Below are 19,442 nucleotides of genomic sequence, written 5' to 3'. Positions count from 1 at the left end.
CCGGCCCCTCGGACATAACAGCAGGGCCACCAATGATCGCTCCCACTGAGTCTCGCTCCTCACCCACTCCAGGCGCTTCTGGTGCCGGCCCCTGCAGCCAACTCACTCCTCGAACCGGTACCCCGCCCCCGGGTGGGTGAGGATGTGCCGCGGGTGCGACGGGTCCTGCTCCAGCTTGCGCCGGAGCTGCGCCGTGTAGACGCGCAGGTAGTTGGTCTCGGTCGAGTAGGCGGGACCCCAGACCTCGTGCAGCAGCAGCTTGCGGTCCACGAGCCGGCCGCGGTTGCGCACCAGCACCTCCAGCAGCGCCCACTCGGTGGGGCTCAGCCGCACCTCGACCCCGGCCCGGGACACCTGCCGCCGGGCCAGGTCGATCCGCAGCTCGCCCGCCGTCACCACGGGCTCCTCTGCCTGCGCGGGCCCCGCCCGGCGCACCGCCGCGCGCAGCCGCGCCAGGAGCTCGTTCATCGCGAACGGCTTGGTCACGTAGTCGTCGGCGCCCGCGTCGAGGGCGTCCACCTTGTCGTCGCCGAGCTGCCTGGCCGACAGCACCACGATGGGCACCCGGGTCCAGCCCCGGATCCCCTCGATGACGTCGAGGCCCGGCATGTCCGGCAGGCCGAGGTCGAGCAGCACCACGTCCGGCCGGGCCGACGCCACCGCATCGAGCGCCGCGGCCCCGGTCGGCGCTGCCGTGACGTCCCAGCCGTGCGCCCGCAGGTTGATGGCGAGCGCGCGGGCCAACGCCGCGTCGTCGTCCACCACGAGCACGCGGTTGCCGGCTCCCGCCTGCTCGCCCCCGCCGTCCGCCGCACCGGTCACGGGACCATCCCATCACGCGGCATCCCCGCACGCGGCTCCTCGCGCGGCTCGTCGTCCTGCGGCCTCTCCTCAGACGGTCCTTCCTCGGACGGCCCTTCCTCAGACGGCCCTTCCTCGCGCGGCCGCTCCTCGCGTGGCCGCTCACGCGGCACCGTGAGCACCATCGTCAGGCCGCCGCCGGGCGTGTCCTCGGCAGCGATCCGCGCGCCGACGGCGTTCGCGAGCCCCGACGCGACCGCCAGCCCCAGGCCGAGGCCGTCGGCGCTCGTGTCGTCGAGCCGCTGGAACGGCTCGAACATCGTGGCCTTGCGGTCGTCGGGCACGCCGGGGCCGGTGTCGGCGACGCGCAGCTCCACCGAGTCCCGCGCGGCCGACGCCGTGCACAGCACCTTGGCGCCGGGCGGCGAGTGCCGCACCGCGTTGGAGACCACGTTCGCCACGACCCGCTCGAACAGGCCGGGGTCGGTGTGCACGAGCGGGAGGTCCTCCGGCACGTCCAGCGTGAGGTCGGCCAGCCACGGCTCGACGGCGACGGGCACCACCTCCTCCAGCGACGCGGCGCGCAGCGCGGGGCGGACGGCGCCGGTCTGCAGGCGGGACAGGTCCAGCAGGTTGCCGATCAGCCGCTCCAGCCGGTAGGTCGAGTCGGCGATGGTGGCCGTGAGCGTGTCGCGGTCCTCCCGGTCGAGCTCGACGTCGGGCGAGGCGAGGCCGTCCACCGCCGTCCGGATCACCGCGAGCGGCGTGCGCAGGTCGTGCGAGACGGCGGCGAGCAGCGCCGTACGGGTGCGCTCCGTCTGCTCCAGCACCTCGGCCTGCGCCGCCTGCTCGCGCAGCCGGCGGTGCTCCAGCACGATGCCGGCCTGCGCCCCGAACGCCTCGACCACCTGCCGGTCGCTGGCCGGGAGCACCCGGCCCACGAGGACGAGCCGGTGCCGGTCGTCGATGGCCACCTCGGTCACGGTGCCGCCCGGCCCGGCAGCAGGATCCGGCTCGGTGGCCCACCGCGCGTCCGCCACCACGGTCCACGGCGAGCGCTCGTCGTCGCGCTCCTCCAGCCGCACGTCGGCCATCGCGAACGTCTGCGCGAGGCGCTGCACTATCGCCTGCGCGGTATCCGCCCCCGACAGCACCGAACGCGACAGCGCGGCCAGCGTGGACGCCTCCGCGCGCGCCCGGTAGGCCTGGCCCGTGCGCCGCGCCGCCAGGTCGACCACCGACGCGACCGCCACCGCGACCACCACGAACACGCCGAGGGCGAACACGTTCTCCCCCTCCGCGATCGTCAGGCGGCCCACCGGCGGCGTGAAGAACCAGTTCAGGCACAGGTTGGACACGATGGCGGCCACGACGGCGGGCCACAGCCCGCCGATCAGCGCCACCCCGACCACCCCGGCCAGGAGCAGCATGGCGTCGGTCGCGAGGGCCACGTCGTCGCGGCCGATCAGCCGGAGCGCCGCCGTCAGGACCGCCGGCACGACCAGGGACGACGCCCAGCCGGCCGCCCGGCGCTTCGGGGACAGCGACGAGTACCGCGAGCCCACACCCACGCCGACCCGCGCCTGCTCGTGCGTCACGAGGTGCACGTCGATCGCGCCCGACAGCCGCGCGATCTCCGCGCTCGACGAGCCGAGCAGCGCCTGCCGCCACACGGAGTGCCTGGACACGCCCACCACGATCATCGTCGCGTTGACCCCGTGCGCGAAGTCCACGACCGCCGTCGGCACGTCCTCCCCCACCACCGTGTGGAACACGCCGCCGAGCGACTCGGCGAGCGCCCGGTGGGCCGCGATCGTGGCCGACGGCGTGGCCGGCAGCCCGTCCGTCGGCAGCACGTGCACCGCGAGCAGCTCGGTACCCGCCGCCCGCTGGGCGATGCGCGCGGCCCGGCGCAGCAGCGTCTCGGTCTCCGGGCCGCCCGTGACGGCCACGACGATGCGCTCGCGGGCCGGCCACGTGCTGCCGATCGCGTGGTCGGCGCGGTACCTGGTCAGGGCATCGTCCACCCGGTCGGCGAGCCACAGCAGGGCGAGCTCGCGCAGCGCCGTCAGGTTGCCGACGCGGAAGAACGACGACATCGAGGCGTCGATCTGCTCGGCCCGGTACACGTTGCCGTGCGCGAGCCGGCGCCGGAGCTGCTGGGGCGAGAGGTCCACGAGCTGGATCTGGTCGGCGTCGCGCACCACCTGGTCGGGCACGGTCTCGCGCTGGCGGACGCCGGTGATGGCCTCGACGTCGTCGGTCAGCGACGCCAGGTGCTGCACGTTGACCGTTGTCACGACGTCGATGCCGGCGTCGAGCAGGTCGTGCACGTCCTGCCAGCGCTTGGGGTGCTCGGACCCGGGCGCGTTGGTGTGCGCGAGCTCGTCCACGAGGGCCACCTCGGGCGCCCGCTCCAGCACGGCGGCGACGTCGAGCTCCGTGAGCGTGGACCCGCGGTGCTCGACGAGCCGCCGCGGGACCATCTCCAGGTCGCCGATCTTGGCGACCGTCGCCGTGCGCCCGTGCGTCTCGACGAGGCCGATCACGACGTCGGTGCCCCGCTCGCGGCGGCGGTGCGCCTCGTCGAGCATGGCGTAGGTCTTGCCCACGCCAGGGGCCGCCCCGAGGTAGACGGTGAGGCGGCCCCGGCGTCCGGTGGTCATGTCCTCAGTTTGCGGCATCTGCGTGCGGACCGGCGGCGGCAGCGGCGTCGAGGGCCAGGTTGAGCTCCAGCACGTTCACCCGCGGCTCGCCCAGCACTCCGAGGTCCCGGCCGGCGGTGTGCTCGGCGACGGCCGCCTCGACGTCGGCGACGGGCAGGCCGCGCGCCCGCGCGACGCGCGCCACCTGGATCGCCGCGTACGCGGGGCTGATGTGGGGGTCCAGGCCGGAGGCCGACGCGGTGACGGCGTCGGCGGGCACGTCCGCAGGGTCCACGCCCTCCTCCTGCGCGACGGCGGCCTTGCGGTCCTCGATCGTCGTGACCAGGTCGGGGTTGAGCGGGCCCAGGTTGGACCCGCCGGAGGCCAGCGTGTCGTACCCGTCGCCCGCGGCGGACGGCCGGGGGTGGAAGTACTGGTCGCCTGCGAAGCCCTGGGCGATGAGCGCCGAACCTACCGCGTCCGAGCGGGAGGTGGTGCGGGCGCCGTCGGCCTGGACGAGCGAGCCGTTCGCCTGCCAGGGGAAGGCCACCTGGCCGACGGCGGTCATCGCGAGCGGGTAGGCGAGGCCCGTCACGAGGGTGAAGACGAGCAGCATGCGGAGGCCGGCCAGCGAGTGCCGGGTGAGGGTGGCGAGGTCGCTCGCCACGGTGGTCGATGCCATGGTGCATTCCTTTCAGAGCCGGCGTCGGGCCGGCGTCGGGCCGGCCTCGGAGCCGGGTGCCAGAGCCGGGGCGCGGCCGGGCTACAGGCCCGGGAGCAGCGAGACGACGAGGTCGATGAGCTTGATGCCGAGGAACGGGGCCACCAGCCCGCCGAGGCCGTAGATCAGCAGGTTGCGCTGCAGCAGCGACGACGCGGAGGCCGGCCGGTACCGCACGCCGCGCAGCGACAGCGGGATGAGCGCAAGGATGATCAACGCGTTGAAGATGACGGCCGACAGGATCGCCGAGCCGGGGCTCGCCAGCCGCATGATGTTCAGCACGTCGAGCTGCGGGAACACGGTCACGAACATGGCGGGCAGGATCGCGAAGTACTTCGCGACGTCGTTCGCCACGGAGAACGTGGTCAGCGCGCCGCGCGTGATGAGGAGCTGCTTGCCGATCTCCACGATCTCGATGAGCTTGGTGGGGTCGGAGTCGAGGTCCACCATGTTGCCCGCCTCCTTGGCGGCGGACGTGCCGGTGTTCATCGCCACGCCGACGTCGGACTGGGCCAGCGCCGGGGCGTCGTTGGTGCCGTCCCCGGCCATCGCGACCAGCCTGCCGCCCTCCTGCTCGCGCTTGATCAGGTCGAGCTTGTCCTCGGGCGTGGCCTCGGCCAGCACGTCGTCCACACCCGCCTCGGCCGCGATGGCGCGCGCGGTCACCTGGTTGTCGCCGGTGACCATGACGGACCGGATGCCCATGGCGCGCAGCTCGTCGAACCGCTCGCGCATACCCTCCTTGACCACGTCCTTGAGGCGGACGACGCCGAGCACCCGGGCCGGCGCCTCCCCCACCTGCTCCGCGACGACCAGCGGCGTGCCGCCCATCCGGGAGACCGCGTCGATGTGCGCGTCCAGCTCCGCCGACTCCGTGGCGGAGATCTGCGCCCCTGTGCTGTGCACCCAGCGCTGCACGGCGCTGCCTGCACCCTTGCGGATGCGGTGCATCTCGGTGTGGCCCGCGCCGCCGGCCTCTGGGGTGCCGGTCAGCGGCAGGTCGACGCCGGACATGCGGGTCTGGGCCGTGAACGGCACGAGCTCGGCGTCCAGCGGGAGCTCGTCGCCTTCCCCATACTTACCGTCGACGAGCTCGACGATGCTGCGCCCCTCCGGCGTCTCGTCGGCCAGCGACGCGAGCCGCGCGGCTGCGGCCAGCTCGCGCGGCGCGACCCGGCTCACCGGCAGCACCTCGGTGGCCCGCCGGTTGCCGTAGGTGATGGTGCCGGTCTTGTCGAGCAGCAGCACGTCGACGTCGCCCGCCGCCTCGACGGCTCGGCCCGACATCGCGAGCACGTTGCGCTGCACCAGCCGGTCCATGCCCGCGATGCCGATGGCGCTCAGCAGCGCGCCGATCGTCGTCGGGATGAGGCAGACCAGCAGTGCCACCAGGACCAGCAAGGACTGCCGCGACCCCGAGTAGACGGCGAACGGCTGCAGCGTGGCAACGGCCAGCAGGAACACGATGGTCAGCGACGTGAGCAGGATGTTCAGCGCGATCTCGTTGGGCGTCTTCTGCCGCTCGCTGCCCTCGACCAGCGCGATCATGCGGTCCACGAAGGTGGACCCGGCCGGTGCGGTGATCCGCACGACGATCTGGTCGGACAGCACCACGGTGCCGCCCGTGACGGCGGACCGGTCGCCGCCGGACTCCCGGATCACGGGGGCCGACTCGCCGGTGATCGCCGACTCGTCCACGGACGCGACGCCCTCGATGACGTCGCCGTCGCCCGGGATGGTCTCGCCCGCCGCGACCACGACGACGTCGCCCACCCGCAGCACCGACGACGGCACCTCCGCCGTCTCCAGCAGGTCCAGCCGGGTGCCGTTGTCCAGGGTGTCCTGCGGCGCCAGCACCTTGCGCGCCGTCGTCTGCTGCTGCGTGGCGCGCAGGGTGGAGGCCTGCGCCTTGCCGCGGGACTCCGCGACGGACTCCGCGAGGGTCGCGAAGAACACCGTCGCCCACAGCCACACCGCTGTCCACCAGGCGAAGACGTCCGGCTCGACGACCGCGAGGACCGTCGTGACGAACGCGCCCACCTCGACCACGAACATGACCGGCGAGGTGTACAGCACGCGCGGGTCGAGCTTGCGCAGCGCGCCCGGGAGCGACGCGCGTACCTGCTCCCAGGTCAGGGCACGCTGGGAGCCACGCTTCGAGTGGTGCCGGATCCCGCTGCCGGAGGCGGGCTCGTGGGTGGGGACGTCCGGGAGGCTCCGGGTGTCGATGGTCATGACAGGGACTCCACAACGGGACCGAGGGAAAGGACGGGGATGAAGGTGAGCCCCACGACGACGATCGCCACCGTGGCCACGAGGCCCGCGAACAGCGGGCGGTGCGTCGGCAGGGTGCCCGCCGTCGCGGGTACCGCCGTCTGGCCGGCCAGACGGCCGGCCAGGGCGAGCACCAGGGCGATCGGGATGAACCGGCCGGCGAGCATCGCCAGGCCCTGCGTCACCTCGTAGAACGGGGTGCCGGTGGTCAGGCCGCCGAAGGCCGAGCCGTTGTTGTTCGCGGCCGACGCGTAGGCGTACAGCACCTCGGACAGCCCGTGCGGGCCGGGTTCCTGGATGCCCGCGAGGCCCGGCTCGACCACGACGGCGAGCGCCGTGCCCACCAGGACCAGCGCGGGCGTCGTCAGCACGTACAGCGCGACGACGGTCATCTCGGGCCGGCCGATCTTCTTGCCCAGGTACTCGGGCGTGCGGCCCACCATGAGGCCGGCGATGAAGACCGCGACCACGGCGAGGACGAGCATGCCGTACAGGCCGGCGCCGACGCCGCCGGGGGCGACCTCGCCGAGCAGCATGTTGAACAGCACGAGGCCGCCGCCCGGCGCCGTGAGCGAGTCGTGCATCGTGTTCACCGCGCCCGTCGAAGTCGCCGTCGTCGAGACCGCGAACAGGGCGCTGCCCGCGAGCCCGAACCGGGTCTCCTTGCCCTCCATGGCGGCGCCCGCCGCCTGCGGGGCGACGCCGGGGCCCGCCAGCTCGGCCCAGGTGGTCAGCGCCACCGACACGGCCCACAGGCCGGCCATGACGCCGAGGATCGCCCAGCCCTGCCGCTTGTCGCCGACCATGATGCCGAAGGCACGGGGCAGGGTGAACGGGATCAGGAGCAGCAGGAAGATCTCGACGATGTTGGTGAACGGCGTCGGGTTCTCGTACGGGTGCGCCGAGTTGGCGTTGAACGGGCCGCCGCCGTTGGTGCCGAGCTCCTTGATGGCCTCCTGGGAGGCGATCGGGCCGCCCAGCGCATGCTGCGTGGCACCCTCGACCGTGGTGATCGCGGTGTGCGGGTCCAGGTTCTGGATCACGCCGCCGGCCATGAGCACGATCGCCGCCACCACCGACAGCGGCAGCAGGATCCGCGTGACGCCGCGGGTCAGGTCGGTCCAGAAGTTGCCGATGCGCGCGTCGGTCCCGGAGCGGGCGAAGCCGCGCACCAGGGCGATCGCGACGGCCATGCCCACGGCGGCCGAGACGAAGTTCTGCACGGCCAGCCCGGCCATCTGCACCAGGTGACCGGCGGCGGCCTCGCCCGAGTACCACTGCCAGTTCGTGTTGGTGGTGAAGCTGACGGCGGTGTTCCAGGCGCCTGCCGGGTCGAACGAGGTGTTGCCGAGGCTCCAGGGCAGGTACTCCTGCAGGCGCAGCATGCCGTAGAGGAAGAGCACGGAGACGAGCGAGAAGCCGAGCAGGGACATCAGGTAGGTGGTCCAGCGCTGCTCGGCGTCCGGGTCCACGCGCACGAGGCGGTACCAGAGGCGCTCGACCCGCAGGTGGTTCGGGCTCGTGTAGGTGCGCGCCAGGTACGCACCGAGCGGTGCGTGGACGGCGGCGAGGGCGGCGATCAGGACGAGAACCTGTGCCACGGCGATGAGGACTGCGGTGTGCACGGGTGATCACCGCGTCCGGTCTGCGCGCACCAGCGCCACGAAGAGGTACACCAGGCCCGCGAGGGTCAGCACGAGGCCTGCCGCGTCGAAGGGGTTCACCTCCGCCTCCCCAGGGGGTTGACGGACGAGTCGCTCGACGAGGAGGCACGGCGTGCCACCACGGCGACCGCGGCGAAGAAGGCCACGGTCAGGAGGATGAAGACCAGATCGCTCATGCCCCCGGTCTACGCCGCCGCGCGCCCCGGAGAGCCGGTCCTTGACGGAACATTGACGGTGGGGGCCCTGACCCTGACACCCCTCTGATGCTGGCTCAGGGCTGACAGCTTGAGGTCGGTAGTTGGCATCGAGATCGGTCCAGCGCTGGACCGATCTCGATGCGAACTGCCGACCTCAGAGAGTCTTGCCGAGGCTCAGCCTCAGAAGTCGAAGAGGTCCTCCAGGAAGGACTCCTTGCGCTTCTTCTTGTACCGCGGGTCGTGCCTGCGGTCGCCGTACGAGTCGTAGCGCCGGTCGTCGTCGTAGCGGCGGTCCCGGTCGTAACGCCGGTCGTCGTCGTACCGGCGGTCGTCGTACCGCGGGTCGTAGGCCGGCTGCGGGGAGCCGTAGGCCGGGCCCGCCTGCACCGGGTTCGGCACCGACGGCGCGACCGGCGGGCCGGGAGTCGCCGGGGCGGACGGCGTCGTCGGCCGGTTCTCGGCGGCGATCTCGTTCTCGACCGAGCGGTCGATGACCTTGTCGAGCTCACCACGGTCGAGCCACACGCCACGGCACGTCGGGCAGTAGTCGATCTCGATCCCCTTGCGCTCGGACATGACGAGCGTGGTCTGGTCGATGGGGCACAGCATCGTATGGGTCTCCTTGCGGTCGTCGTCTGCCGGTGACCAACGGACGGGCCGGGCGCGCGGTTCCGCGAACCCGGATCCGCGTAGCCCCCACGCTCTCACGGTCGCCCGCCCAGCCCAAGCGCCGACGCCGGACGGCGGCCGCCGGCGCCTCGGCGAGCGCGCCCCGGTGGCAGGCGACGACTGCCGTCGCACCGGACTTGTGAGAGAGTTTCACCGGCAGGGTGACAGCCCGGCGAACCTGTCCGGAGGTGCAAGGACCGATGACCGTCCTCGTGGCGTACAACGAGTCGCCCCAGGGTGAGGCTGCGATGCGCGTGGCGGTCGCCGAGGCGGTACGACGCCGGCAGGACCTGGCGGTCCTCGTGCTCACGCCGCAGGTGGACACCAAGGTCCCCGCGGCGCTCGCCCACCTGCTCGACGCCGTACCCGGCACGGTCTCCGTAGCCCCGATCACCTTCCGGGCCGAGCACGCCGACGTCGCCGACACGATCGTCGACCGCGCCGAGGCCGTCGCCGCGGACCTCGTGGTCATCGGCTCGCGCAAGCACTCGACGGTCGGCACGTTCCTCGTCGGCGCGACGACGCAGCGGGTGCTCCTCGACTCCCCCGCCCCCGTGCTGGTGGTCAAGGCCAGCTACGCCTGAGCCTGCCGCACGCCGGGCCGGGCAGCGGCCGGTTTCGCCGGGACGCCCAGGACATGCCGGACCAGGGTGTCCAGCACGGCGAGGCCGTCGGCCGAGAGGACCGACTCCAGATGGCCTTGGACCGACGCGACGCCGGGTCCGCGCAGGGCCGTGAGCACCCCGTCTGTGTCGACCGACGGTTCCAGGGCGAGCCGGGCTACCGGGTTGTCGGCGGCAGCGGCATCGATGGTGGTGAGCCGGGCGCCGAAGGTGTTGTAGTAGCCGACGGCGGCCGTGGTGCCGAACACGTCGGCGTCAAGCCGCACGCCCTGCCGCGGCGCGGGCAGGGGGCGGAGCGGGAAGCCCGCCAGCCCGGCGAGCACCTGGTGGCTGAGGCAGACCGCGAGCAGCGGGCGGCCCGCGGTGACCCGCTCGTGGATCCGCCGGGTGATCGCGGCGATGCGCGGCTCCTCCCGGTCGCGCGGGTCGCCCGGACCCGGGCCGAGAACGACCAGATCGTCCGTGAGCACGTCGTCGACGGCGTCCCACCGGACGACGCGGGCGTTCATGCCGAGGTGGCGGAGCTGGTGGGCGAGCATGGTCGTGAACTGGTCCTCGTGGTCGACGACGAGGACGTTCCGGCCGGCCAGGGGCGAGGCCCCGGCGGGTTCGAGCAGGTCGGCCGGGCCGCCGGCCGACGGCGCGCCGCCCGGCAGCGCGCCAGCCGACGGCGCGGCGTGCGCCGCGTCCTGCGGGCGGACCCAGAACTCGGCGAGCTGGCGGTTCCGGGCGGTCAGCGCCTCGGCGACGCCGGGCTGCGCGTTCAGGTCGACGACGGCGTCGGGCCCGGCCCCGCGCGGCACCAGCCCGAGTGAGGCCAGCACGCCCGCCGCCTTGGCCCGGGTCTCCGCGACCTCGTGCTCCGGGACGGAGTGGCGCACGAGGGTCGCTCCCGCTGGGACCGACACCCGGCCGCCGTCGTGCAGATAGGCCGTGCGGATGAGGATGGGGGCGTCGAGCGAGTAGGTCGCGGGGCCGACACCGTCGGGCTCGAACAGGGCGAGGAACCCCGAGTAGTAGCCGCGCGGCCGCGTCTCGTGGCGGGTGATGACCGTGCAGGCGTTCTCCATGGGCGACCCGGTCACGGTCGGCGCGAACATGGTCAGGCGCAGCGCCTCGCGCGGGTCGAGGGTGGTGCGACCCTCCAGCAGGTACTCGGTGTGGCTCAGGCGGGCCATCTGCTTGAGGTACGGGCCGAGGATGCGCCCGCCGTCGGGGCAGAGCGCGCTGATCATCTTCATCTCCTCGTCGACCACCATGAAGAGCTCCTCGTTCTCCTTGGTGTCGCGCAGGAACTCCAGCACGCCGTCGCGCGTGGGCCCGGTCGCGGGGTGGCGGTAGGTGCCGCTGATCGGGTTCATCCGCGCCACGCCGTCGTGCACGGTCAGGTGCCGCTCGGGGGTGGCGCCGGCCATGGACAGCGTCTCGGCGGCAGCATTCGACGTCGCACCGTCCGGCGTGCCGGCGGGCACGTCGACCTGCCCGCCGGACGGCGCCGGAGCGTGCACCGCGAACGTCCAGTACGAGCCGACCTCGTGCGTGAGCAGCGCACGGAACCACGACGTCAGCGCCGGCACGGGCGCGGCGTCGGTGCGGGCCTCGAAGCGGCGCACCACCACGAAGTTGGCACCCGCACCCTGGCCGATCTCGTCGTCGATCACGCGGCGCACGATGCCCGCGTACTCCTCGTCGGGGATGTCGAAGCCGAGCGGTTCGGCGGCGACGGGCTCGGGCGGGAGGGCCGCGACGGCGTCGGGCAGCGGGACGCGCTCCGACTCGCGGACGACGAGGCAGCGCAGCGGGGCGCCGTCGTCGTGCACGGTGAAGCCGCGCTCGCGGGCCTGCCGGAACGGGACGACGGCGAGCACGGGTGCGCCGGCGAGCGGGATGTCGGTCAGGAGGCCCGCGTCGACGACGTCGCCGGTCAGCACCTCGACGTCGGTGCCGCCGTGGCGGCGCAGGAGCGCGAACGGGAGGGAGCCGTCGGAGGCGAGGACGCGGTCGAGGAGGGGGTACCGGCCGGTGTCGCGGGAAGCGTGGGGCATGGGGGACCTCTCGGTTCGGGGTGCCCGCCCCGGACCGGGAGCCTCGTGGGAACACGAAACGACCGCCCCGGAGCGAGGCGGTCGTTGACGTGTGAGTGGATGCGTCGCGAGCCCGCCTAGTCGGCGGGCCACCAGTCGAGGCTGATCAGGTGCGACGTCATGGCCGGAACGTTAGCCCGGACACGGCCAGGGTGTCCACAGGGAGCTGGTCTAGTCTCGGAACATGGCCGCAGTCACGCTCGGTATCCCGTCGGTGCGAGGCGTGCCCAGGCGCGCAGCCACGCCGGCGGGCAGGCCTCGCCCGGACACCCCGCTGCTCGTCGACCGGTACGGGCGCGTCGCGCGCGACCTGCGGGTGTCCATCACGACGGCGTGCTCCCTGCGCTGCACCTACTGCATGCCGGCCGAGGGCCTGCCTCTCGTGCCGCGCGACGAGCTGATGACACCCGACGAGATCGGTCGGCTGGTCGGCATCGGCGTGCGCGACCTCGGCATCCGGGACATCCGGTTCACCGGCGGCGAGCCGCTCATGCGGCGCGACCTGGAGCAGATCATCGGCGCGGCGCGTGCGGCGGCGGACGACGGGATGGCGGCCGTGGCGGCCTCGTCGGGTGCCCTGGGGCCAGGGGCGCCGTCGGGTGCACGGGACCCAGGCCTCCGGATGCCCGAACGCGTCCGCATCGCCATGACCTCCAACGCGCTCGGTCTCGACAAGCGTGTGGACGCGCTGGTCGCGGCGGGTCTGGACCGCATCAATGTCTCCCTGGACACGGTCGACCGGGCCGCGTTCGCGACCCTGACCCGCCGCGACCGCCTGGACGACGTGCTCACGGGGATCCGTGCGGCGCTGGCCGCCGGGCTGGCGCCGGTCAAGATCAACGCGGTGCTCCTGCCCGAGACGCTGGAGGGCGCGGCCGACCTGCTCGCCTGGGCCGTCGAGCACGGCTGCAACCTGCGCTTCATCGAGGAGATGCCGCTCGACGCCGACGGCCGGTGGACGCGCGACGACGTGGTGAGCGCCGCCGACCTGCTGGAGGTCCTGGGGTCGCGCTTCACGCTGACGCCGGCGGGCCGGGAAGACCCGTCCGCCCCGGCGGAGGAGTGGCTGGTGGACGAGGGCCCGGCGACCGTCGGCATCATCGCGTCCGTGACCCGGTCCTTCTGCGGGGCCTGCGACCGCACCCGGCTGACCGCGGAGGGCACCGTGCGCTCCTGCCTGTTCGGCAACGAGGAGACCGACCTCAAGAGCCTGCTGCGGGCCGGCGCGACGGACGACGAGGTCGGCGACGCCTGGCGCGCCGCCATGTGGGCCAAGCCCCGCGCCCACGGCAGCGACGCCGTCGAGCTCGCTGCCGACGCCTTCGCCGACACCCAGCGCAGCATGGGCGCCATCGGCGGCTGAGATTCCGGATCGCTCCGAACCCCGCCGGGTGGATCGGTTTTCGCCCGCGGACGTGGTTGAATCGCGCCGTGATTACAGCGACCGGCCGGCCGCAGCGCATCATGATCGTCACCGACGCCTGGGAACCGCAGGTGAACGGCGTCGCCACGGCGCTGTCGCGCACAGTCGCCGAGCTGCGCCGGATGGGCTGCACGGTCGAGGTGGTCACGCCGTGGGACGGCTACCGCACCATCCCCCTGATCACCTACTCCGAGATCCGCGTGCCCATCATGGCCCGCGACGACGTGGAGCGGCGGTTCCTGGAGTTCGCGCCCGACGCCGTCCACATCGCCACCGAGGGCCCGCTCGGCTGGTACGCGCGCGCCGTCTGCGACCACTTCGGCTTCCCGTTCACGTCCAGCTACCACACCAGGTTCCCGGAGTACCTGAGCGCGCGCTGGTCGTGGATCCCGCTCTGGGCCGGGTACGGGTACATGCGCAAGTTCCACCACAAGTCGGGTCGCGTGCTCGTCACGACGCCGACCATGCGTGAGCAGCTCACCCAGTGGCGCATCCGCAACGTGACGCCGTGGAGCCTCGGCGTGGACACCGAGCAGTTCCACCCCCGCCGCCGGGCGGCGCCGCCGGACCAGGGGCGGGGGCGCGGCGTGTACCGCGACCTGCCGCCCGGCCTCGTCTTCCTGTACGTGGGGCGGCTGGCGGTGGAGAAGAACGTCGAGGCCTTCCTCGACCTCGACCTGCCGGGTACGAAGGTGGTGGTAGGCGACGGTCCCGCCCGCGCCGAGCTGGAGACCGGCTACCCCGACGCGCACTTCCTCGGGCGCCGTTCGGGCGACGACCTGGCCCGGCACTTCGCCGACGCCGACGTGCTCGTCTTCCCGAGCCGCACGGACACGTTCGGCCTGGTCATCCTGGAGGCGATGGCGTCGGGCACGCCGGTGGCCGGCTTCGACGCGCCGGGTCCGCGCGACCTCATCCCCGGTTCGGGCGCCGGCGCCGTCGACGACGACCTGCGCGCGGCCTGCCTCGCCGCCCTCGACTGCTCCCGCGAGGACACCCGCCGCTACGCGGAGCACTTCTCGTGGCGGGCGTGCGCCGAGGCGTTCTACGCCCAGCTCGACGTGCCGCCGCCACCCGTGCGGGAGCGGATCTGGCGGCGCGGGATCCAGCGGCTGCCCAGTCTCGGCCTGAGCATGCCCACGCTGAGCATGCCGACCCTCACGATGCCGACCCTGACCATGCCAAGCCTCACGCTGCCCGGGCTCTCGATGCCGACGATGTCGCTGCCGAGCCGCCCGTTCTTCAGCAGGCCGGGCCTCGACCGGATCCGCAGGGCCCGGTTCGGCGCGCTGCCACAGAACCGCTTCTCCGGCGAGATCCCCGGCAAGGTCCCCGGGCGGGTGCGCCGGGCGGTCCGGCGGGTACGCCGGATGACTACAGGCCTACCCACTCGGACTCGCCGTCCGTGAACTGCTGCTTCTTCCAGATCGGCACCTCGGCCTTGATGCGCTCCACCAGCAGGGAGCACGCCTCGAACGCCTCCTTGCGGTGCCCGGCCGACGCCGCCGCCACGAGCGCGACGTCCCCCACCTCCAGGTGCCCGTACCGGTGCGTCGCGGCGACGCGCAGGCCCGTCTCCGCGGCCACGGCCTGGCATACCTCCCGCAGGACGGCGGTCGCGGAAGGATGCGCCTCGTAGTCGAGGCTCGTCACGTCCCTGCCGCCGTCCTCGTCGCGGACGACGCCGCGGAACGTCACCACGGCGCCGCACTCGGGCGCGGCAACGGCCGCCTCGACGGCCCGGCCGACGGCATCGTCCAGCACCTCCTGCGTCACACGCACCACGTCGTCCATCACGAACCCCTCGTTCCCGGTCACAGCGGCCACACGGCCACCTCGGCGCCGGGTTCGAGCGTAGTCGCGGCGGCGGGGACGTCGATCAGCACGTCCGCCGCGGCCATCGACGCCACCAGGTGGGACCCGGGCCCGCCGACGACGGCGACGCGCCGGGGCTGGCCCGCAGCGGCAGCGGCCCCGACAGGGGCCTCATCGCCGGCCCCAGCAGCAGCGGTTTCGGCGCCAGCCCCCGCAGCGGCAGCGCCGTCCACCCACCGCCCCCGCAGAAGCTGACGCCGCCCGGCGGGCGAGGCGACGGCGCCGTCGAGCACCGCCAGAACCCGCTCGACCGGCGGGAGGCCGGCCGCCAACAGGAGGAAGTCCCGGAGGAACACCACGAACGAGACCTGCGCGCTGACCGGGTTGCCGGGGAAGGCGAGCACGGGCGTGCCGCCGATCCGGCCGAGGCCCTGCGGACCGCCGGGCTGCATCGCCACGGAGCGGAACGTGACGTCGGGCAGGGCGTCCTTGACCACCTCGTAAGCGCCCTGGCTGACGCCGCCGGTGGTGAGCACGAGGTCGCACAGCGCCGCCGCACGCGCCAGGCCGGCGCGCACCACCTCCGGGTCGTCGGGCACGCTCAGGCGCAGGCCGACCCGCCCGCCGGCGGCGCTCACGGCGGCCGCGAGCGCCGGACCGTTGGCGTCCCAGATCTGGCCGGGTCCGGGCTCGGTGTCGGGCGTGACGAGCTCGCTGCCCGTCGAGACGACGGCCACCGAGACCGGCGCCCGTACCGCCAGCCGGGCGACGCCGCACGCGGCGGCGGCCGCCACGTGGTGCGGCGCGAGCACCGTACCCGCCCGCAGCACGACGTCGCCCGCGGCGACGTCGGACCCGGTCTCCCGGACGAACTCCCCAGCCGCCCGGCCGCGCAGCACCGTGACCGTCGCCGCCAGGCTCCCGGCCACCCCGTTGAAGGTCCCGTGGTCGGTGTCCTCGACGGGGACGACGGCGTCGGCGCCGTCGGGTACCGGGGCACCCGTCATGATCCGGACGGCGGTGCCGGGCTCCAGCGGCGCGGGCTCGCCGGGCGCGGCGGCGACGTCGCCCGCGACGGGCAGCGTCACCGGGGTACCGGCGACGTCGGCGGCCCGTACCGCGAAGCCGTCCATCTGCGAGTTGCGGAACCGGGGCAGCGGCCCCGGGGCGACGACGTCGCGCGCGAGCACCCGGCCGAGCGCACCCTCGCCGGTCGCCACCTCCTCGGCCGGCCGGTCGGCGAGCCCTGCGAGCAGCTCCACGACGTCGGCCCGGTGCTGTTCCACGTCCATGCGCTCGCTCATGTCCGCAACCTACCCGCCGCGCCCGAGGGGAAGCACGCGACCCGGAAAAGCACCCCCTGCTCCCATGGCGCGCGATGCGCACCGCACGCCAGAATCAACCATGTACATCCACGCGCTGAGCAACAACGGGACCACTCCCGACGGCGCCCTCATCCGCCGGGACGCGTGGACCCACGACGGTCTGCGGGTCCTCGACTCCGTGCTCGCCATGCGCCCGACGCCCGACGTCGTGCTACGGGCCAGGCAGCGCGTCGAGTACGACGGCGACATCCGCCGCTGGGTGCGCTACTCCCTGGAGCGCGAACCGGGCGGCGTGGACGTCGCCTTCGAGCGCGCCGACCTGCCGCCAGGGGTCGGGAACGGCGTGCCCTCGTTCGCCCGGTACCTCCTGGTGCTGGAGCTCGCGACGGTGGGCTCGTGGATCGAGTACACCCAGCTCGACGACGCCGACCCGACGCGCACGCAGCACGCCCTGCTGGTCCGCACCGACACGCAGCCGCTCGTGCTGCCCGACGGCATCTCGACGTCGGCGATGCGCATCGACCAGCTCCTCGACGGCAGCCCGGCGAACGCGTTCTGGTGCGACAACTTCGGCGTGCTCCAGGCCGACTACGTCGAGACGTTCCCCGACGGCAGCCGCATCACCGGCGTCTCGTGGCGCACCACGTGGGAGGGCATCGAGCCGTGGCTCGACCCGGAGGTGCGCGGCGCGCTGAACGCGTCGGGCATCCTGGCGTAGCGCCGTCCGGGGCCGGCGCCTCCTTGGCTATTTGTGCAGGTGCGCCCGGTGCCCGACCGCCGCCGACACGTCCGCCTCGGCCACCGCGAGCAGGCGGTCCGCCAGCCGGCGCAGCGCTCGTCCGGCCGCTATCTCGTCACCGATCAGGGGCACCTCGTCGTCGTCCGGCGACTTCCTGGCGTGCCCGACGGCGCGCAGTGCGTCCGGCGGCCCGTTCGTCACGGTGGCCTCCGCCGTCGTGGTGCCCGCCGACTCGACCACCGTGATCCGCACGTCCCAGGTGAGGGCGCGCCCCTGCCGGGCCTCACCCCACTCGCCGGCGCCCGCCTCGACCTGGTGGTCCACGTACGTGTCAGCGCCCGGATAGACGAGGGTCTCCTCGCCGCTGTCCGACCACTTCACCCGATAGGGCGGCGAACCGTCGCCGTGGGGACACTCCGTCACCACGCCGTCGCGCACCGCGCCGCCGACCACCCCAGAGGCGGTGACGATCCTGTCGCCCACTGCTGCTTTCATGGGGTCCTCCTCGCGTCGTTGCGACAGGTTCCATCATCTCTCCACACCCCGGTCTGTGGCATCCCCGATCTGACCTGGCCTGCGCTCGTGGTCATCCGGCTGGTGGGGAGCGCCTGGTGTCGGGCGCCGTGTGACGGACGTGGCCGCCGTGCCGAACGTGGCCGCGTGCCAGACGTACGGGTCACCTGGGTGACCCGAAGGCGTAACACGTGGGTGGGATCCTGACAGGTGAGCGAGAGTCTGGTTCGAGGAACGGTTCGAGCGGCGGGAGGAGCGTCACGTGCGAGACCTGTTGCCGCAGCTCCTGGAGTGGTGGCGTGCCGGTGAGCGCGTCGCCGTCGCCACGGTGGTGCGCACCTTCCGGTCCGCGCCGCGCGAGCCCGGCGCCGCGATGGCCGTCGGCCCCGGCGGCGAGGTGATCGGGTCGGTGTCCGGCGGGTGCGTCGAGGGCGCGGTCTACGACCTGTGCCTGGAGGTCGCCGAGACCGGGCGCCCCGTGCTAGCGCGCTACGGCGTCTCCGACGAGCAGGCCCTCGAGGTGGGCCTGACCTGCGGCGGGACCATCGAGATCTTCGTCGCGCCCCTCTCGCGGGCCGCCTGGCCGGGCTTCGAGCCCTTCGCCCGGAGCGTCCTGGGCGCCTCCTCGCCCGACGGCGCCCGGCCCGGCCCGGGCGTCTGCCTCGCCACGGTCATCGCTGCGCCCGACGGCGGCGTCAGCCCTGTGATACCCGCGGGCTCCCGCGGGGAAGCGAGACGGCTCGTCAGGCCTGACGACGACGGCGGCGCGCTGGGCCGTCGGCTCGCCGTCGCCGGTGCTGGGCCGGGGCTCGGGGACGGACACGCATCCGGCAGACGGGATAGTGGACTGGACTCCGGCGGGATCGATGCCGGCGGGTCGGACTCTGGTGGGCCCAGTTCCGGCGGGATCGATGCCGGCAGGTCGGACTCCGGTGAGCTCAGCTCCGGCGGGCTCGGTTCCCGCCGCCTCGACGCCGCGGTGACCGCCGACGCCGTCGGACAGCTCACCGCCGGTGCCTCCGCCGTGCGCGAGTACGGGCCGCACGGGGAGCGGACCGGGTCGGGGACCCGGGTGTTCCTGCAGGTCTTCGCCCCGCGCCCGCGGCTGCTGGTGTTCGGCGCGATCGACTTCGCCGCGGCCATGGCTCGTGCAGGGCGGCTGCTCGGCTACCGCGTCACGGTGTGCGACGCGCGCCCGATCTTCGCGACCGCGGCCCGCTTCCCGGAGGCCGACGAGGTAGTCGTTGACTGGCCGCACCGGTATCTCGCGGGGGAGATCGAGGCGGGCCGCGTCGCCGAGCGCGACGCCGTCTGCGTGCTGACGCACGACCCGAAGTTCGACGTGCCCCTGCTGCGCACGGCGCTCACGGAACTCCCGGCCGGCACCTACGTCGGCGCGATGGGCTCGCGTCAGGCACATACCGAGCGCGCGGCCCGCCTGGCCGAGGACGGCGTCCCGCCCGAGGCGCTGGCCCGGCTGCGCAGCCCGATCGGGCTGGACCTCGGCGCCCGCACGCCGGACGAGACCGCCGTCTCGATAGCGGCGGAGATCATCGCCGCGCGATCGGGCGCCTCGGCACGACCGCTGCGCGAGATGGAGGGCCCAATCCACGGCTGAAAGTCCGCCCGGACCATCGCCCAGGCGGACCCACCCTTTCGATCACAGCTGGATCGCCTCGACCGTCGCAGCGACACCCTCGCGCAACGCCCGTGCGATCACCACGTCGACCCTGCGTCCCAGCATCTCCTCGAGCTCGACTTCGAGCGCACCGATCGCGAACAGACCGACCCCGGGATCGAGATCGACAAGCAGGTCGACGTCCGACTCAGCGGTTTCCTCACAGCGCGTCACCGACCCGAAGACACGGACGTTGCGCGCGCCGTGACGTGCGGCGGCCTCGACGATCTCGTCCCGCCGGTCTCGAAGAAGCTCGATCAGCAGCGACATC

Annotated in this window: 17 protein-coding genes; 5 read left to right on the top strand and 12 right to left on the bottom strand. The window is 73.6% G+C overall.

Features of this window, described 5'->3' with window-relative positions:
- Window positions 1-102: 102 nt before the first annotated feature.
- The 7 genes from AC0QU1_RS06360 to AC0QU1_RS06330 form a co-directional block, all read right to left on the bottom strand.
- A complete protein-coding gene (locus tag AC0QU1_RS06360) occupies window positions 103-822 on the bottom strand; it encodes a response regulator (RefSeq protein WP_483575246.1) in 720 nt (239 codons plus the stop codon).
- The gene (locus AC0QU1_RS06355; protein WP_483575244.1) at window positions 819-3,467 is read right to left on the bottom strand and encodes a DUF4118 domain-containing protein; all 2,649 of its coding nucleotides are present in this window, start codon (window positions 3,465-3,467) and stop codon (window positions 819-821) included. The genes AC0QU1_RS06360 and AC0QU1_RS06355 overlap by 4 nt, the downstream gene beginning before the upstream one ends.
- 4 nt (window positions 3,468-3,471) lie before the next feature.
- Window positions 3,472-4,128: a potassium-transporting ATPase subunit KdpC gene (kdpC, locus tag AC0QU1_RS06350; RefSeq protein ID WP_483575243.1), complete on the bottom strand. Its 657-nt coding sequence runs from the start codon at window positions 4,126-4,128 to the stop codon at window positions 3,472-3,474.
- A gap of 81 nt (window positions 4,129-4,209) precedes the next feature.
- A complete protein-coding gene (gene kdpB, locus AC0QU1_RS06345; RefSeq protein ID WP_483575242.1) occupies window positions 4,210-6,402 on the bottom strand; it encodes a potassium-transporting ATPase subunit KdpB in 2,193 nt (730 codons plus the stop codon).
- Window positions 6,399-8,066 carry a potassium-transporting ATPase subunit KdpA gene (gene kdpA / locus AC0QU1_RS06340; protein ID WP_483575241.1) on the bottom strand — a complete coding sequence of 556 codons (1,668 nt, stop codon included), beginning with the start codon at window positions 8,064-8,066 and terminating at the stop codon, window positions 6,399-6,401. The genes kdpB and kdpA overlap by 4 nt, the downstream gene beginning before the upstream one ends.
- Before the next feature lie 6 nt (window positions 8,067-8,072).
- Window positions 8,073-8,165 (bottom strand): potassium-transporting ATPase subunit F, encoded by a 93-nt coding sequence (locus AC0QU1_RS06335; RefSeq protein ID WP_483575239.1) that lies wholly within the window; start codon window positions 8,163-8,165, stop codon window positions 8,073-8,075.
- Between the two features lie 317 nt (window positions 8,166-8,482).
- Window positions 8,483-8,911: a TFIIB-type zinc ribbon-containing protein gene (locus AC0QU1_RS06330; protein WP_483575237.1), complete on the bottom strand. Its 429-nt coding sequence runs from the start codon at window positions 8,909-8,911 to the stop codon at window positions 8,483-8,485.
- 260 nt (window positions 8,912-9,171) lie between these two features.
- On the opposite strand from AC0QU1_RS06330, the gene AC0QU1_RS06325 reads away from it, so the two are divergent.
- On the top strand, window positions 9,172-9,555 hold the full coding sequence (locus AC0QU1_RS06325) for a universal stress protein (protein WP_483575235.1): 384 nt from the start codon (window positions 9,172-9,174) through the stop codon (window positions 9,553-9,555).
- Here the strand turns inward: AC0QU1_RS06325 and AC0QU1_RS06320 are convergent.
- The gene (locus tag AC0QU1_RS06320) at window positions 9,546-11,639 is read right to left on the bottom strand and encodes an anthranilate synthase family protein (RefSeq protein ID WP_483616413.1); all 2,094 of its coding nucleotides are present in this window, start codon (window positions 11,637-11,639) and stop codon (window positions 9,546-9,548) included. The genes AC0QU1_RS06325 and AC0QU1_RS06320 overlap by 10 nt on opposite strands.
- Before the next feature lie 223 nt (window positions 11,640-11,862).
- Here AC0QU1_RS06320 and AC0QU1_RS06315 point away from each other — a divergent pair, with 223 nt between their 5' ends.
- A complete protein-coding gene (locus tag AC0QU1_RS06315) occupies window positions 11,863-13,041 on the top strand; it encodes a GTP 3',8-cyclase MoaA (protein WP_483575232.1) in 1,179 nt (392 codons plus the stop codon).
- A gap of 68 nt (window positions 13,042-13,109) precedes the next feature.
- Window positions 13,110-14,510 carry a glycosyltransferase family 4 protein gene (locus AC0QU1_RS06310; protein ID WP_483575230.1) on the top strand — a complete coding sequence of 467 codons (1,401 nt, stop codon included), beginning with the start codon at window positions 13,110-13,112 and terminating at the stop codon, window positions 14,508-14,510.
- Here the strand turns inward: AC0QU1_RS06310 and AC0QU1_RS06305 are convergent.
- Entirely contained in the window at window positions 14,476-14,895 is a 420-nt protein-coding gene (locus AC0QU1_RS06305) for a molybdenum cofactor biosynthesis protein MoaE (RefSeq protein ID WP_483576641.1), read from the bottom strand. The genes AC0QU1_RS06310 and AC0QU1_RS06305 overlap by 35 nt on opposite strands.
- Before the next feature lie 20 nt (window positions 14,896-14,915).
- A complete protein-coding gene (locus AC0QU1_RS06300; protein WP_483575228.1) occupies window positions 14,916-16,220 on the bottom strand; it encodes a molybdopterin molybdotransferase MoeA in 1,305 nt (434 codons plus the stop codon).
- A 100-nt stretch (window positions 16,221-16,320) separates the two neighbouring features.
- On the opposite strand from AC0QU1_RS06300, the gene AC0QU1_RS06295 reads away from it, so the two are divergent.
- Complete coding sequence (locus tag AC0QU1_RS06295) at window positions 16,321-16,959, top strand: hypothetical protein (RefSeq protein ID WP_483575227.1); 639 nt, start codon at window positions 16,321-16,323, stop codon at window positions 16,957-16,959.
- A gap of 27 nt (window positions 16,960-16,986) precedes the next feature.
- Here the strand turns inward: AC0QU1_RS06295 and AC0QU1_RS06290 are convergent, their stop codons facing one another.
- Window positions 16,987-17,475 carry a dsRBD fold-containing protein gene (locus AC0QU1_RS06290; RefSeq protein ID WP_483575225.1) on the bottom strand — a complete coding sequence of 163 codons (489 nt, stop codon included), beginning with the start codon at window positions 17,473-17,475 and terminating at the stop codon, window positions 16,987-16,989.
- A 280-nt stretch (window positions 17,476-17,755) separates the two neighbouring features.
- On the opposite strand from AC0QU1_RS06290, the gene AC0QU1_RS06285 reads away from it, so the two are divergent.
- Window positions 17,756-19,111: an XdhC family protein gene (locus AC0QU1_RS06285; RefSeq protein WP_483575223.1), complete on the top strand. Its 1,356-nt coding sequence runs from the start codon at window positions 17,756-17,758 to the stop codon at window positions 19,109-19,111.
- Window positions 19,112-19,153: 42 nt separating this feature from the next.
- Here AC0QU1_RS06285 and AC0QU1_RS06280 read toward each other — a convergent pair whose 3' ends face one another.
- The gene (locus AC0QU1_RS06280; RefSeq protein WP_483575221.1) at window positions 19,154-19,441 is read right to left on the bottom strand and encodes a nucleotidyltransferase family protein; all 288 of its coding nucleotides are present in this window, start codon (window positions 19,439-19,441) and stop codon (window positions 19,154-19,156) included.
- Window position 19,442 lies beyond the last annotated feature (1 nt).

This window comes from Promicromonospora noduliphila, assembly GCF_056951025.1.
The sequence above is the reverse complement of the archived record's forward strand: the minus strand, read 5'-3'. Positions and strand labels throughout refer to the sequence as shown.